Source organism: Ruegeria sp. HKCCSP346 (assembly GCF_017872595.1).
Classification (GTDB): Bacteria; Pseudomonadota; Alphaproteobacteria; order Rhodobacterales; family Rhodobacteraceae; genus Ruegeria.
This window is the reverse complement of record NZ_JAEDOT010000009.1, coordinates 1-14,335: the sequence shown is the minus strand read 5'-3', so window position 1 is coordinate 14,335 and position 14,335 is coordinate 1. Positions and strand designations below refer to the sequence as shown.

Annotated in this window: 17 protein-coding genes; 9 read left to right on the top strand and 8 right to left on the bottom strand. The window is 58.5% G+C overall.

Annotated features, from left to right (window positions below):
- The first annotated feature begins 13 nt into the window (after window positions 1-13).
- The 6 genes from I9185_RS18095 to I9185_RS18070 are packed head-to-tail and all read left to right on the top strand — an operon-like array spanning window position 14 to window position 4,699.
- Window positions 14-1,732 (top strand): sensor histidine kinase, encoded by a 1,719-nt coding sequence (locus tag I9185_RS18095; protein ID WP_171724862.1) that lies wholly within the window; start codon window positions 14-16, stop codon window positions 1,730-1,732.
- A gap of 19 nt (window positions 1,733-1,751) precedes the next feature.
- A complete protein-coding gene (locus I9185_RS18090) occupies window positions 1,752-2,207 on the top strand; it encodes an HPr kinase/phosphatase C-terminal domain-containing protein (protein ID WP_245223634.1) in 456 nt (151 codons plus the stop codon).
- Window positions 2,204-3,085, top strand: coding sequence for an RNase adapter RapZ (gene rapZ / locus I9185_RS18085; protein ID WP_152457102.1), 882 nt, complete (start codon window positions 2,204-2,206; stop codon window positions 3,083-3,085). Before I9185_RS18090 ends, rapZ begins: the two co-directional genes overlap by 4 nt.
- Complete coding sequence (locus tag I9185_RS18080) at window positions 3,082-3,474, top strand: PTS fructose transporter subunit IIA (protein WP_152457103.1); 393 nt, start codon at window positions 3,082-3,084, stop codon at window positions 3,472-3,474. Before rapZ ends, I9185_RS18080 begins: the two co-directional genes overlap by 4 nt.
- Before the next feature lie 16 nt (window positions 3,475-3,490).
- The gene (locus tag I9185_RS18075; protein WP_152457104.1) at window positions 3,491-3,760 is read left to right on the top strand and encodes an HPr family phosphocarrier protein; all 270 of its coding nucleotides are present in this window, start codon (window positions 3,491-3,493) and stop codon (window positions 3,758-3,760) included.
- A 39-nt stretch (window positions 3,761-3,799) separates the two neighbouring features.
- Window positions 3,800-4,699, top strand: a complete 900-nt coding sequence (locus I9185_RS18070) for a lysophospholipid acyltransferase family protein (protein WP_171637533.1) — start codon at window positions 3,800-3,802, stop codon at window positions 4,697-4,699.
- 74 nt (window positions 4,700-4,773) lie between these two features.
- On the opposite strand, the gene I9185_RS18065 is transcribed toward I9185_RS18070, so the two are convergent.
- Window positions 4,774-5,649, bottom strand: coding sequence for a 3-hydroxybutyryl-CoA dehydrogenase (locus tag I9185_RS18065; RefSeq protein ID WP_171637532.1), 876 nt, complete (start codon window positions 5,647-5,649; stop codon window positions 4,774-4,776).
- A gap of 162 nt (window positions 5,650-5,811) precedes the next feature.
- Between I9185_RS18065 and I9185_RS18060 the strand changes: the two genes are divergently transcribed.
- Window positions 5,812-6,615, top strand: coding sequence for a DUF6473 family protein (locus I9185_RS18060; RefSeq protein ID WP_245223633.1), 804 nt, complete (start codon window positions 5,812-5,814; stop codon window positions 6,613-6,615).
- A gap of 50 nt (window positions 6,616-6,665) precedes the next feature.
- Here I9185_RS18060 and I9185_RS18055 read toward each other — a convergent pair whose 3' ends face one another.
- From I9185_RS18055 to I9185_RS18030, 6 genes are all read right to left on the bottom strand, one after another.
- Complete coding sequence (locus I9185_RS18055) at window positions 6,666-7,595, bottom strand: FAD-binding protein (RefSeq protein ID WP_210093766.1); 930 nt, start codon at window positions 7,593-7,595, stop codon at window positions 6,666-6,668.
- Window positions 7,595-8,353: an electron transfer flavoprotein subunit beta/FixA family protein gene (locus I9185_RS18050; protein WP_171637528.1), complete on the bottom strand. Its 759-nt coding sequence runs from the start codon at window positions 8,351-8,353 to the stop codon at window positions 7,595-7,597. The genes I9185_RS18055 and I9185_RS18050 overlap by 1 nt, the downstream gene beginning before the upstream one ends.
- A gap of 191 nt (window positions 8,354-8,544) precedes the next feature.
- On the bottom strand, window positions 8,545-9,117 hold the full coding sequence (locus tag I9185_RS18045; RefSeq protein ID WP_152457109.1) for a cob(I)yrinic acid a,c-diamide adenosyltransferase: 573 nt from the start codon (window positions 9,115-9,117) through the stop codon (window positions 8,545-8,547).
- Entirely contained in the window at window positions 9,118-9,321 is a 204-nt protein-coding gene (locus I9185_RS18040) for a twin transmembrane helix small protein (protein WP_152457110.1), read from the bottom strand.
- Window positions 9,322-9,399: 78 nt separating this feature from the next.
- Window positions 9,400-10,227 carry an SDR family NAD(P)-dependent oxidoreductase gene (locus I9185_RS18035; RefSeq protein WP_209835303.1) on the bottom strand — a complete coding sequence of 276 codons (828 nt, stop codon included), beginning with the start codon at window positions 10,225-10,227 and terminating at the stop codon, window positions 9,400-9,402.
- Between the two features lie 69 nt (window positions 10,228-10,296).
- Window positions 10,297-10,926, bottom strand: coding sequence for an SH3 domain-containing protein (locus tag I9185_RS18030; RefSeq protein ID WP_245218198.1), 630 nt, complete (start codon window positions 10,924-10,926; stop codon window positions 10,297-10,299).
- Window positions 10,927-11,129: 203 nt separating this feature from the next.
- Between I9185_RS18030 and parC the strand changes: the two genes are divergently transcribed.
- Together parC and I9185_RS18020 are read left to right on the top strand one after the other, a co-directional pair.
- On the top strand, window positions 11,130-13,478 hold the full coding sequence (parC, locus tag I9185_RS18025) for a DNA topoisomerase IV subunit A (RefSeq protein ID WP_210093765.1): 2,349 nt from the start codon (window positions 11,130-11,132) through the stop codon (window positions 13,476-13,478).
- A gap of 96 nt (window positions 13,479-13,574) precedes the next feature.
- Window positions 13,575-14,168 (top strand): hypothetical protein, encoded by a 594-nt coding sequence (locus I9185_RS18020; RefSeq protein ID WP_171637519.1) that lies wholly within the window; start codon window positions 13,575-13,577, stop codon window positions 14,166-14,168.
- Here I9185_RS18020 and I9185_RS18015 read toward each other — a convergent pair.
- On the bottom strand, window positions 14,146-14,335 hold a 190-nt coding region (locus tag I9185_RS18015), incomplete at its 5' end, for a hypothetical protein (RefSeq protein WP_210093764.1). The genes I9185_RS18020 and I9185_RS18015 overlap by 23 nt on opposite strands.

Sequence of the window (14,335 nt, the reverse complement as noted above, 5' to 3'; positions counted from 1 at the left end):
GTAATGGGGTCTCGTGCGCGACACCGAACAAGCCAGCGAATTGCGCGACGGTGACGTCGTTCTTGGGGATGACTGGGTCATTCCCCAGGACCCCGAGTCAGCGGAGCTAAGGGAAAAGCGATCGCGGAGAAACCTGTTTTCGCTGCGTGGTTCTCCTCTGGCGCGCAAAATCATCACGTTCAATCTGATCGCTCTGGTGATCCTGGTCACTGGGTTGTTGTATCTGGACGACTCGCGAAAAGAGAAGGTTCAGCAGACCGCCCGCAATCTGCTGGGCGATGCGCAACTTGTCAGCAACGTTTTTGAAACCCAGTTGCGTCAGGGCGCACAGCAATCCGGGCAGAATGCCGGGAACCTGGACGTCAAGGATACCCTGTCTGGCCTCACCTTACCCGAAGGGGGCGAGGTTTTTGTTTATGACGCCAGTGGCACGCTGATCGGCTGGACACGTGGTGCCCCGCAAGCCTCTGACATGCCGGTTCTTCTGCAATCCGAGGCCGAGATGCAGACCGGCAGTACGGTGATCAGCGACACGCTGAATGCCGTTTGGACGGGTTTGTCAAACCTGCTGAACTGGTCGACTGACACCGAGGCACCGACGTTGGCGCAGCGTGTTCAGACCATTATTCCACAAGCGATTGCCGGTCAAAGCCAGGTGCAGGCGGTACAAGATGGCGCGGGTGAGACGGTCATCGTGGCTGCGGCACCAGTTCTTTATCAGGATGTACCCGCCGGCGCGGTGGCGATTACCGGCCCGGCTGGTGAAATCGACGCGCTTGCCCGCCGCGAGCAGGAGCGCATTCTTCAGATGTTTGTCGTGGCCCTGCTGGTTTCCGTGGGCCTCAGCCTTGTCCTGGCCTCGACCATTGCGAACCCGCTGGCCGATCTGGCATCCGCGGCAGAGATGGGCAAAGACCGGGGCACGGGTGTCAATCCCGGGCGCATCCGCATTCCCGACCTCAGCGCCCGTCCTGATGAAATCGGACGTCTCAGCCGCGCTTTGCGGGGTATGGTGACCGCGCTCTACAACCGGATCGACGCAAACGAACAGTTTGCCGCCGATGTCGCCCATGAAATCAAAAACCCGCTGGCCAGCCTGCAATCCGCCGTGGGAACGCTGCGGATGGTCAAGCGCGAGGATCAGCGCGACAAGCTGCTGGACGTGATCGAGCATGACGTACGGCGTCTGGACCGGCTGGTCAGCGACATATCAAATGCGTCGCGTCTGGATGCGGAACTGGTCAAGGAAGAAGAGCAGCCCTTTGACCTGCTTAAGCTGCTGGGCAATCTCGGCCAGTATCTGGGTGAAGATGCACGCTCCAAGGGCATCGATTACATTACGGATCTGCCCTCTGAGCCAATTGTGATCAACGGGCTGGAAGCGCGTCTTGCGCAGGTCTTTGTCAATCTGATCACCAACGCCATTTCGTTCTGCGAGGAAAATGACGCAATTCGCGTTTGGGTCCGGCAGCGGGACAACCGCGTGCTGGTGGTTGTCGAAGACACTGGCCCGGGGATTCCCGAACAGGCGCTTACCAAAGTGTTCAAGCGTTTCTACTCGCAGCGTCCGGCGGAACATTTCGGCAATAACTCGGGTCTCGGCTTGGCGATCTCCAAGCAGATTGTCGAAGCGCATGGCGGGGTGATCTGGGCTGAGAACATCCGCCCGACAGAGGCCGATATCACATCGGATCCGCTGGGTGCCCGCTTTGTCGTGGGGTTGCCCGTCTAAATCCATGCATATTGATTCGTTGTCACTCGCGAAAGATCAGGACAGCGCCTGTGTTCATGCCTCCTGCGTTTCGGTTGCCGGACGCGGGCTTTTGATCATCGGTGCGTCCGGCACAGGGAAGTCCGGGCTGGCGTTGCAAATGATGGCGTTCGGCGCGAAACTGGTCGCCGATGACCGAGTCAATCTAGAGATGCAGCAGAATCGGGTGATCGCTTCGGCCGTATCGCAGATCCGCGGTTTGATCGAGGCGCGCCAAATTGGCCTGATCAAAGCCGAACCCAGTGGTCCGGTTCCGCTGGATTACGTGGTGGATCTGGATCAGCCTGAGCCCGAGCGTCTGCCCGACCCTTTGACGGTTTCCGTGCTGAGGCAAACTGTTCCCTTGCTTCGGGGTGAAGGCGTGCCCAACTTGGCTGTAGCGATGATGCAGCTTCTAGGAAATGGGCACGTAAACCCGGAATGGCCGAACACATGACATCGCAAAGACGGATCGTACTTGTCACGGGCCCCTCTGGGGCAGGCAGATCCACAGCCATTCATGTGCTGGAAGATCTGGGCTTTGAAGCCATCGACAATCTGCCGATGGGTCTTTTGTCGCGCTTGCTCGACAGTGCTGACAGCGACCGTCCGATGGCTTTGGGTATAGATGCCCGCAACCGTGATTTTTCGACGATCGGTTTCATAGAATTGGCTGAAAAGCTGGGCCGCTTGGCGCAGGTCGATCTGACGGTTCTGTATCTGGATTGCAGTGATGATGTTCTGGTGCGTAGGTTTTCAGAAACCCGAAGGCGGCATCCCGTCGCCAAGAATGCCAGCCCGGAAACCGGCGTTCAGCGCGAAAAAGAGCTGCTGGCGCCGATACGTGAGATTGCGGATACACTGATCGACACCAGCCTTCTGAACGTGCATCAACTGCGGGAAGAGGTCGAGAACTGGTTCGCCCCGCAAGGCGGGCGGCATCTGGCGGTTTCCATCGAATCCTTTTCTTACAAACGCGGTCTGCCGCGTGGATTGGACATGGTGTTCGATTGCAGATTTCTGGCGAATCCGTACTGGCGCCCGGAATTTCGCGCAGCGGATGGTCGAAACCCTGACGTTGCGCACTATGTGCAGTCAGACGCTAACTACTTACCGTTTTTTGAACGTGTGCTGGACTTGCTGACCCTGTTGCTGCCGGCCTTTCGGGCCGAGGGCAAAGCGCATCTTTCCGTGGCGTTTGGGTGCACAGGGGGCCAGCACAGATCAGTTGCCCTGGCAGAGGCCGTTGCAAAGGCCCTTGCGGAAGACGGGCAGCAGGTGGCAATTAGGCATCGCGAGATGGAACGTCGGTCGTTGAATGTGAGGTCGGATTGATCGGAATTGTGATCGTTGCACATGGTGGGTTGGCTCAGGAATACCTGGCCGCCACACAACACGTGGTCGGACCACAGGCCAGCCTCGTGGCGGTCGCGATCGAGGCTGATCATGATCGGGACGAAAAACAGGCCGAAATCTGCCGTGCCGCGGACGAAGTGGACACCGGAGATGGTGTCGTTGTTGTCACCGACCTCTTTGGCGGAAGCCCCTCGAATCTCAGCCTGCGCGCCTGCGCGCCTCAGGATCGGCGTATTCTGTATGGGGCAAACCTGCCGATGCTGATCAAATTGGCCAAAAGTCGCCACTTGCCCATTGGTGATGCCGTCCGTCAGGCAATGGAGGCTGGACGGAAGTACATCAATGCGCAGAATGTGACATTGGATTAAAAACGGATTATTGAATATGACGAGCCGAAGCCTGAAAATTATCAATGAAAAGGGCCTGCATGCACGCGCCTCGGCAAAGCTGGTTGAGGTTGTCGAGGGGTTTGATGCACATGCTGAGGTGTCAAAAGACGGACTTTCTGCATCGGGCGACAGCATCATGGGCCTTTTGATGTTGGCAGCATCGCGCGGAACAACTATTGACGTCGAGACGTCCGGGCCGGATGCTGAGGCATTGGCAGAAGCTCTGGAAACGCTTGTGAACGACAAGTTCGGAGAGGGGTTCTAAGCCACCCCGCCGGGACAGGAAGAACGGGAAGACCAGGAATTGGCGGAAACGACGCACGAGACCAAGACAAACCCGGTGGTGGATGGGACCACAGATCAGGGTGAGATCTACGACCGTAGAACGCTGACCTATGCGAATTCATTCGACGATGCCTGGACAGCGACCGCCATTCGGGCCATCGAGTGGTGCACAGGCAAGCTGACCATTTTGCGCATGGTCAACAAGTTCGAAAAAAAGAACGAATACTATCGCGGCCAGCGGTTCTGGGGCGGTGCCCTCAAGACTATGGGAATCGACCTGACCACACCGCAGGAACAGATTGACCGCATTCCCAAGACCGGCCCGGTTGTTGTTGTCGCGAACCACCCGCACGGTATGGTCGATGGCATGATTTTGGCAGAACTGATCGGCCGGGTACGCAGCGATTACCGCATCCTGACCCGTTCGGTCCTGACAGGGCTGGACGAAGCGGCCACGTCATTCATGATTCCGGTTCCGTTCCCACATGACCCCGAGGCGCAGGCCAAGATGCTGGAAATGCGCGGCAAAGCCATGGAACATCTCAAAAACGGCGGCGTTGTGGCGCTGTTCCCATCCGGTGTTGTGATGTCCTCGGATGATTGGTTCGGGCCTGCGATCGAGCGGGAATGGAACGTGTTCACCGCCAAGATGATCCGCCGTTCAGGCGCGCGTGTGGTGCCGATTTTCTTTCCGGGCAGCAATTCGCGCTGGTATCAGATCGCCAACCGTGTCTCTGCAATTCTCCGGCAGGGATTGTTGCTGCACGAGATCGTCCGATCCTGCAACAAACCTCAGTCGCCGGTGATCGGCGAACCGATTTCAGACCGCGACATGGAACTGCTGGAACGCGACCCGCGCGGTTTCATGGCCTGGCTCAGAAATCACACCATGTCTCTGGGCAAGTCGGAACAGACCTGACCCGCGTCTTCATCTGGCCAAAAATATCCCGGGGGTGAGCCCGGACAAAGTCCGGGCGAGGGGGTTGGCCCCCTTCAGCGTGTCGGTACCGGAACTTCACCACGGTAATCATAAAAGCCGCGCTCGGTCTTGCGCCCCAGCCACCCGGCCTCGACATATTTCGTCAGCAGGGGGCAGGGGCGGTATTTGGTATCGGCCAACCCGTCATGCAACACGTTCATGATCGCCAGACAGGTATCCAACCCGATGAAGTCCGCCAATTCCAGCGGGCCCATGGGATGATTCGCCCCAAGTTTCATGGACTGGTCGATGGATTGAACGTTCCCCACACCTTCATAGAGTGTGTAGACAGCCTCGTTGATCATGGGCATCAGGATCCGGTTCACGATAAAGGCCGGAAAGTCCTCGGCGCTGGCCGCCGTTTTGCCCAACCGATCCACCACCGCTTTGCAGGCCTTGAAAGTTTCTTCATCCGTGGCGATGCCGCGGATCAATTCCACCAGCTGCATAACAGGGACAGGGTTCATGAAATGAAAACCCATGAACCGTTCGGGCCGATCCGTGCGGCTTGCCAGGCGGGTGATGGAAATCGAGGATGTATTTGACGTCAGAATCGTATGCGGCAGCAGGTGCGGTTGCAGGTCCTCGAAAATCGCCTGCTTGATCGTTTCCCGCTCGGTTGCTGCCTCGATAACCAGATCGGTTTGGCCCAGTTTCGGCAACTCAAGCGTGGTCGTAATCCGTTTCAGTGCAGCCTTCATCGCCTCTTCGGTGATTTTGCCACGCGACGCCTGCCGCGCCAGGTTACCTTCGATTGTGGCAATGGCGTTGTCCAGAGCATCCTGGCTGACATCGTTCAGCAAGACGTCGTATCCCGCCAACGCCATAACATGGGCAATGCCGTTGCCCATTTGCCCCGCGCCAATCACCCCGACCGATTTAACTTCCATGTTCAGCTGCCTTTGCCCTGTAGGATACCGCGACAGTATCGGCAGACCGGGGCAGGCGGCAAGAGGATCAAGGCGGTCAATTTCGCTTCAAATGCGCGCATTAGGAAAATCTCAATATCTAAGGCCGCAAGATGGCACCGGGTGAGAAAACGGGGGCTTGATATGAGCTTTCATCAGACAAACAGCGGCGGGGAGTCCGCCTGCCAATATGCCAACTCGAAACTTTGGTTCCGGGGTCCACCCGGCACGTTGAACCAGCCCTATGTGGCCTGTCTGGGAGGAGAGGAAACTTTCGGCAGATTCGTCGATTACCCGTTTCCTGCCGTGCTTGAGAAGCGATTGGGAAAGCCATGCGTAAACTTCGGCAGCCTGTTTTGCGGAATCGAAGCGTTGTCCACTGATCCGGGGGTGCTGAATCTGGTCAATCAGTCAGACCTGTGCGTGTTGCAGGTGCCCGATCTTCTGCGTCAATCGAACCGGTTTTACCGCGTGCACCCGCGTCGCAACGATCGGTTCCTTGAACCCACCGCGGACTTGCTGGGGCTGTACCCGGATGTTGACTTCACGGAAATCCATTTTGTGCGCCATTTGTTGGAGCAGCTGAGCGCAACAGAAGACGCACGATTTGAAGTCGTAACGCAGGAGCTGCGAGAGGTCTGGATACGCGCCACCGGGGACTTGATAGAACGGATCGAACCCGGCGTGGTTCTGCTTTGGCTGCATGTGCAGCGGCAAACCGGATCGCATGTCGACCATATCGTGCCCGACGCCGCCATGATCGAAGAGCTACGCCCGCTATGCGCAGATGTCGTCGAGGTTTCGGTCGCTGTATCCGCGCGATCGGATGCTCTCGAAGACGTAATGTTCGGAACGCTTCAGCAGCCAATTGCGGAAAATATGATCGGCCCGTCCGCGCATCGAGAAATTGCCGAACACCTGCTAATCGCCTTGCGGAACCTGAACTGAAAAAGGCCCGCCTGTTGGCGGGCCTTTACAGATCAATCCGGATATCCGGTTCAGCCGAGCTTTTCGGTCAGTTCCGGTACCGCCTGGAACAGGTCTGCGACCAGGCCGAAATCGGCGACCTGGAAGATCGGCGCCTCTTCGTCCTTGTTGATCGCCACGATGACCTTCGAGTCCTTCATGCCGGCCAGGTGCTGGATCGCGCCCGAAATACCGACGGCGACATACAGATCTGGGGCAACAACCTTGCCGGTCTGACCCACCTGCCAGTCGTTCGGCGCATAGCCCGAGTCAACGGCCGCACGCGACGCACCAACCGCAGCGCCCAGCTTGTCAGCCAGGGTTTCGATCAGTTTGAAGTCTTCTTCCGAGCCGACACCGCGGCCGCCCGAAACAACAACGCCGGCCGAGGTCAGCTCTGGACGGTCGCTTTCGGCAACCTTGTCCTCAACCCAGGACGACAGGCCGGGGTTCTCACCGACCGACACGGTCTCGACCGCGGCCGAACCACCTTCGCCGGCAGCGTCAAAGCTGGCGGTCCGGATGGTGACGACCTTCTTGGCGTCGTTCGACTTCACGGTCTGGATCGCGTTGCCCGCATAGATTGGGCGCTCAAACGTAGAGCCATCGACCACGCCCGAGGCATCCGAGATCACCATCACGTCCAGCAGCGCTGCAACGCGCGGCATCACGTTCTTGGCGTCGGTGGTGGCAGGGGCAACGATGTGCTCATACCCATCGGCCAGGCCCACGATCAGGGCTGCGGTCGATTCCGCCAGGCGGTGGCCCAGCGATGCGTCTTCGGCGACCAGAACCTTGGAAACGCCGTCGATCTTGGCGGCGGCCTCACCGGCAGCAGCGGCAGACCCACCAGCGGCCAGAACGGTCACGTCGCCCAGCACTTTCGCGGCGGTCACGGCCTTTGCGGTCGCATCCATCGCCAATTCGCCGTTGTTCACTTCGGCAAGCAGAAGTACAGCCATTACACAGCCCCCGCTTCTTTGAGTTTCTCGACCAGCTCGTCAACCGAGCCCACGATGATGCCCGCCGCGCGCGCCGGCGGCTCTTCGGTCTTGACGATTTCCAGACGCGGGGTGACGTCGACGCCGTAATCGGCGGCGGTTTTCTCGTCCAGCGGCTTTTTCTTCGCCTTCATGATGTTGGGCAGCGAGGCATAGCGCGGCTCGTTCAGACGCAGGTCGACGGTGATGATGGCGGGCATCTTGACGCTGATGGTCTGTAGGCCGCCATCGACCTCGCGGGTGACCTTGGCGGTGTCGCCTTCGATGTCCAGCTCGGACGCGAAGGTGCCCTGGGACCAGCCCAACAGCGCCGACAGCATCTGGCCGGTGGCGTTCATGTCGTTGTCGATCGCCTGCTTGCCTGCCAGAACAATGCCGGGCTGCTCTTCTTCGACCACTTTGGCCAGGATCTTGGCAACGGCCAGAGGCTCGATATCGGTGTGTACATCGTCAGTCGCCACAACCAGGATTGCGCGGTCAGCCCCCATGGCCAGCGCCGTGCGCAGCGTCTCCTGCGCCTGCTTCACGCCAATCGAAACAGCAACGACCTCGTCGGCCTTGCCGGCTTCTTTCAGGCGGATAGCTTCTTCCACCGCAATCTCGTCGAACGGGTTCATCGACATTTTGACATTGGCGAGATCAACACCGCTACCGTCCGCTTTCACGCGGACCTTCACATTGTAGTCAATCACGCGTTTGACAGGCACCAGTACCTTCATTGTAGCGCTTTCTCCTCAAAAAAACGGTAAGCCGCGCAGGCGACTCCACCAATGCTCTCGACCGACTAGATAGCGCCTGCCGCAGTGGCACAACAGAGCAAAATCGTCACGTCATGGCGTCGGGACGTCGCGTTTTGCAATTTTTTTGCCAAGTGGCGAAAGAATATTACCCGCGACTCTGTATTTCGCGATCAGCGGTTCGCGCCCGGAACCCACAACACGTCGTCTTTGCCGTTTGCGTTTGCGCAGCGTGCTGCAACAAAGAACCAGTCGCTGAGACGGTTGAGGTATTTGACCGCCACGTCGTTGACGGGCTCCATATTCGTCAGCTCGACCGCAAGCCGTTCCGCCCGGCGCGAAACGGTCCGGCAGACATGCAGATGTGCTGCCAAGCGCGAGCCACCGGGCAGGATGAAACTGCGCAGAGGTTCCAGCGTCTCGTTCATTGCGTCGATCTCGGCTTCCAGCCGGTCGATCTGGGCAGGCACGATGCGTAGGGGGGGATAATCGGCCTCGGCGTCTTTTTCCATGTCGGGGCGACAGAAGTCGGCACCCAGATCGAACAGGTCATTTTGAATGCGCGACAGCGCGGTTTCGACATCACCTTCGGCCTCGGTCCGTGCCACGCCGACAAAAGCGTTCAGTTCGTCCACGGTGCCATAGGCTGCAACGCGGCCCGAATATTTTGCCACGCGCTCTCCGTTGCCCAGGGCGGTTTTCCCGTCATCGCCAGTGCGTGTGTAGATTTTGTTGAGTACGACCATTTATTGAACTCCCTGTCCGCGCAGATACACGAAAAGCACGATCAGCAACACGGCGATGAACTGAAAGAGAATGCGCAGGCGCATCATCTTGTTGCTTTTCTTGGCCGCTTCCATGCCGCCTTTGCCGAAATTCGCGATGCCTAAGGCCAGCACTACGACAACTGCCGCCATAGCCAGAAGCAGAATGACCATCACAAGGTCCATTTGAAGTCACCGTCCGGTTTTTTTCGATTACCACCCATCTAGCGTCAGGGCGTCGAAAAGCGAACGGGAAATATCGTCTCAGATATCCGAAAGGATTCGATCAGAGGCGTTTGTAGGCAGAATGCGGCGCAGTATCCCGGCGATATATGTCGGAGTGGTCACATAGTAACGTGGTTTGGGGCGTCGGGCCTCGACCGCATGGGCCAGCTTGTCCGTGACGGCAGAGGCGGGCAGTTCAAATCGGTCTGGCCCACTGCTTTCATAAAGGCGATTAAGCAGTGAGCCTTCATACTTCTCCCGAATGGCCGAGTTTTCCCAGTCGATGTATTTCTCGAACAATGGGATCGCCTTTTCCCGGAGTTTTGAGGTGATGGGGCCGGGTTCGATCAGGGCGACGTGGATGTCGGTATCCCGAAGTTCCAGCCGCAGCGTGTCGGTCAGCCCTTCGATCGCGTATTTCGTGGCGACATATGCGCCGCGCCACGGGAAGGCGACAAGACCCAGAACCGAGGAACACTGCACAATCCGGCCATGACCCTGTTCCCGCATGACGGGAATGACCTGTCGGGTCAGCTCGTGCCAGCCAAAGACATTGGTCTCAAATATATGGCGCAGGCCATCCGTCGGAACATCCTCAACCGCGCCGGGCAAGCCATGTGCGCCATTGTTGAAAAGGGCATCCAGAGAGCCGCCTGTAGCCTCGAGAACGTGGGACAAACCCAATGTAATGCTCTCTGCATCAGTGTAATCGATTCTGGGGCTTTCAAAGCCTTGTGCGCGTAGGCGATCACAGTCGCGTTGCTGGCGGCAGGATGCAAAAACGCGCCAGCCTCGTGCACGCATCCCGTGTGCTGCGTCCAGACCGATGCCTGACGAGCATCCCGTGATAAGAATCGATTTCTGCATATGCCTTCCGAGCCTAATCCCCGCCCATAGCTATGGCGGGGTTTGCGGCAGGGCAATGACACTTCGATGTCAGTTCGTTGTTTTCCGGACGAGTGATGCCGAAACCCACCCAACCTGTTGCCCCGGCAACACGCGCAGGCGCAACCAGCCGGTACCTGAATCCCCAAATACCTCAACCTGCTGGCCGATCCTGGCTTTGCCGATGATCGGATAGATCGTCCCCGGCCCATCGCGCAGGTTCACGCGCGTTCCCGAAATTTCACGGATATCCTTGGCGGCTTCAACAGGGGCGGGCAGTTCGACCGTTGGCAGCTCGGCGTCGGTGGTGACTTGTTCGAGAGAGGCCAGACCCTGTTCCAGCGACGCAAGGGTCAGAGTGACGTTTTCGTCAGCGAACAGTGAGGGGTTTGCCTTCAGACCAGCCGCGACTTGCGACAACAGCGCTTTGGTTTCTGCTTCGTCCAATTCGGCGACAGGTTCAGTGACCGGTGCGACCGGCGCCGGAGGCTTCACCGCGGCGCGCACGACCAACGTTTCCGCGGGCGCGGGTTCGATAGCTGGTCTTGAAGGTTTCGGGACAATGGCAACACGCTCGGGCTCCGCTGTGCGGACCCCGCGCGGCTCAAAGTCCGGACCTCCGCTCATCACGTAAAAAGCCCAGCCGAGTGCGGCGAAAGTAACAAGTACAAGGCGCGTCATGGCGCATCCCCCAATTCAATCGTAACAACAAAAAAGGCAGCAATCATTCAATTGTTGGAATGGTAGCATAATAGAAGGGCAGAGTCGAAAATTCGGGGAAAACACCGACTTGCCTCCCCCTGTTGCAAAAAGCCCGACTTGTCCCCAGTAAAATACGCGTTGCTTGCTTTACCAAGGCGTTCTTGCGTCGTATCACATCATATATGAACGATACGATCGACGACCCCAACATGGAGGCCCCCGACCACGGGGGTGAGGTTGCAGAACCGCTGCGCCGCGCGATAGGCGAGCGTTACCTGACCTATGCGCTGTCCACAATCATGCACCGCGCCCTGCCGGACGCGCGGGACGGATTGAAGCCGGTGCACCGGCGAATCCTCTTTGCGATGAGAGAGCTGCGACTCAGCGCAACCGGAGGTTTTCGCAAATCCGCCAAGATTTCCGGCGACGTGATGGGCAATTACCACCCGCATGGCGACGCCGCGATTTACGACGCAATGGCGCGCCTGGCGCAGGACTTCAACGTGCGTTACCCGCTGGTCGACGGGCAGGGGAATTTCGGGAATATCGACGGCGACAATCCGGCGGCCTCGCGATATACCGAGGCGCGGATGACCATCGTGGCCGAGGCGCTGCTGGAAGGTCTGAACGAAGACGCCGTGGATTTCCGCGACAACTATGATGGCACGCTGACCGAACCTGTGGTGCTGCCTGCGCAGTTTCCGAATCTTTTGGCCAACGGCGCCAGCGGTATCGCCGTCGGCATGGCCACGAACATCCCGCCGCACAACATCTCGGAGCTTTGCGACGCCTGCCTGCACCTGATCAAAACACCGGACGCGCGGGACGACACGTTGCTGAACTATGTCCCCGGCCCGGATTTTCCGACCGGTGGCGTGATCGTCGAACCGCCCGAGAACATCGCGCAAGCCTATCGCACCGGGCGCGGCTCGTTCCGACTGCGCTGCAAGTTCGAAGTCGAGGATCTGGGCCGTGGCCAGTGGCAGATCGTGGTCACCGAGATTCCCTATCAGGTTCAGAAATCCAAGCTGATCGAAAAGATCGCGGAACTGATCCAGACCAAGAAAATCCCGATCCTCGCAGATGTGCGCGACGAATCCGCCGACGATATCCGTCTGATCCTCGAGCCACGCTCCAAGAACGTGGACCCCGAGGTGCTGATGGGCATGTTATACCGCAACTCGGACCTCGAGGTGCGGTTCAGCCTGAACATGAACGTGCTGATCGATGGGGTGACGCCCAAGGTCTGTTCGATGAAGGAAGTTTTGCGAGCCTTCCTCGATCACCGGCAAGAGGTGCTGCTGCGCCGCTCGCGTCACCGCATGGCCAAGATCGACCACCGGTTGGAAGTGCTCGAAGGCTTTATCGTCGCCTTCCTGAACCTCGACCGTGTGATCGACATCATCCGTTATGACGACGACCCCAAGGCCGCGCTGATGCGCGAGGATTGGGGCATCGACCACGTTCGCGCCACCGACGAATCTGACTACGTCACGCCTAAGCCGGGCGAGGGCGAGCTGTCGGAAGTTCAGGTCGACGCCATCCTCAATATGCGCCTGCGCTCCTTGCGCCGTCTGGAAGAGATGGAGCTGGTTCGCGAACGCGACGCGCTGATGGAAGAACGCGCCAATCTCGAAGATCTGCTGGCCGATCCCGCCCTGCAATGGGCCAAGATTGCCGAGCAATTGAAAGAGACGAAAAAGACCTTTGGCAAAGATTATGCAGGCGGTGCGCGCCGCACCCGGTTTGCCGAGGCGGGGCAGGTCGAGGAAGTTCCGCTTGAGGCGATGATCGACAAGGAGCCGATCACGGTCGTCTGCTCGCAGATGGGCTGGATTCGCGCCATGACCGGCCATATCGACCTGAAGCGAGAGTTGAAGTTCAAGGACGGCGACGGCCCGCGTTTCATCTTCCACGCGGAAACGACCGACCGGTTGCTGGTCTTTGCCTCGAATGGCCGATTCTATACCGTCAGCGCAGCCAACCTGCCCGGCGGGCGCGGCATGGGCGAGCCCTTGCGCCTGATGGTGGATCTGCCCAACGAGGCGCAGATCATCGACATTCTGATCCACAAGCCGGGGCGCAAGCTGCTGGTGGCCTCGGACGCGGGCAACGGCTTTATGGTGCCGGAAGATGACGTGCTGGCGCAGACGCGCAACGGCAAACAAGTGCTGAACGTCAAGGGTGATGAGACGGCCATGATCTGTAAGCCTGTGGAAGGCGATCATGTCGCTGTCGTGTCCCAAAACGGCAAATTCCTGGTCTTCCCCACGGAAGAACTGCCAGAGATGGGTCGCGGCAAGGGCGTGCGTTTGCAGAAATACAATATGGCGCGGGGCCGTCAGGGAACGCTTGAACTGGATGGGGGCTTGTCCGACATCACGACGTTCAACTGGGAAGACGGTCTCAAGTGGTCCATGGGTGGCGACAAGACCCGACATGAGGCGGATATGACGCAATGGCTGGCAAAACGCGCCAGTGTCGGGAAAAAACCGCCCTATGGCTTCCCGCGCGACTATAAGTTTTCGTGATCGCGCTGTTGCGCGGGTGAATTTCCGCCGATACGGCTTGGCACAACCCGTATCGGTGCGCTAGATCAACAAAAAACAGGCCTATCGAGACGACACATGTTGCGCATTCTGACGCTGATCACCGGACTGGCCCTGATGGCCGCTTGCACACAGACACAGGTGTATGAGCCGCCTGAATCCCTCGGAGAATTCAAGCTTCGCGTGAATTATGCCTTTGCGGACAAGGCCGTTCAGGGACCTGTGTCGCGGGACGCCACACCTGACGAATGGACAAAAGCGATCCAGAACGCGGTTGATATTCGTTTGGGGCGTTACGAAGGCTCACAGGAATATGACCTTGGCATCAGCCTCGAGGGTTACATGCTGGCCCCGCCGGGGATCCCTGTGATCTACAACCCCAAAAGCACTGCGATTGTGTTGGTCAACGTCTATGACGTGAAGAAAAAAGAGTTTCTGGCCAAGGGTAAGCAATTCCAGGTGCTGGAAGACACCACCGGCGGAAGTGCCCTCAAAGGATCGGGGCATGAGCGCACAAAAGAAGAACAGATGAGCGGTCTGGCCCTCAAGATAGCCGACCGTGTCGAGGAATGGCTGGCTGAAGAGCACAAGGAAAATGGCTGGTTCGACAAACGGCCGGACCTTATCCAGCCGTTGGAATCTGTCGAGGTCACGCAAAATCCGGCAGGATAAGCGCTTTTCCCTCAGGATGTGCTTGATTTTCCCCTTTGAACCAAATATCTCGCGCGCGCAGATGTAACCACGGGACCAAGGGTCCCCCAAATCGCAAAAGGGCGCCTGAGGAATGGCAAAGGAAAAGTTTGAGCGTACAAAACCGCACGTCAACATCGGCACGATTG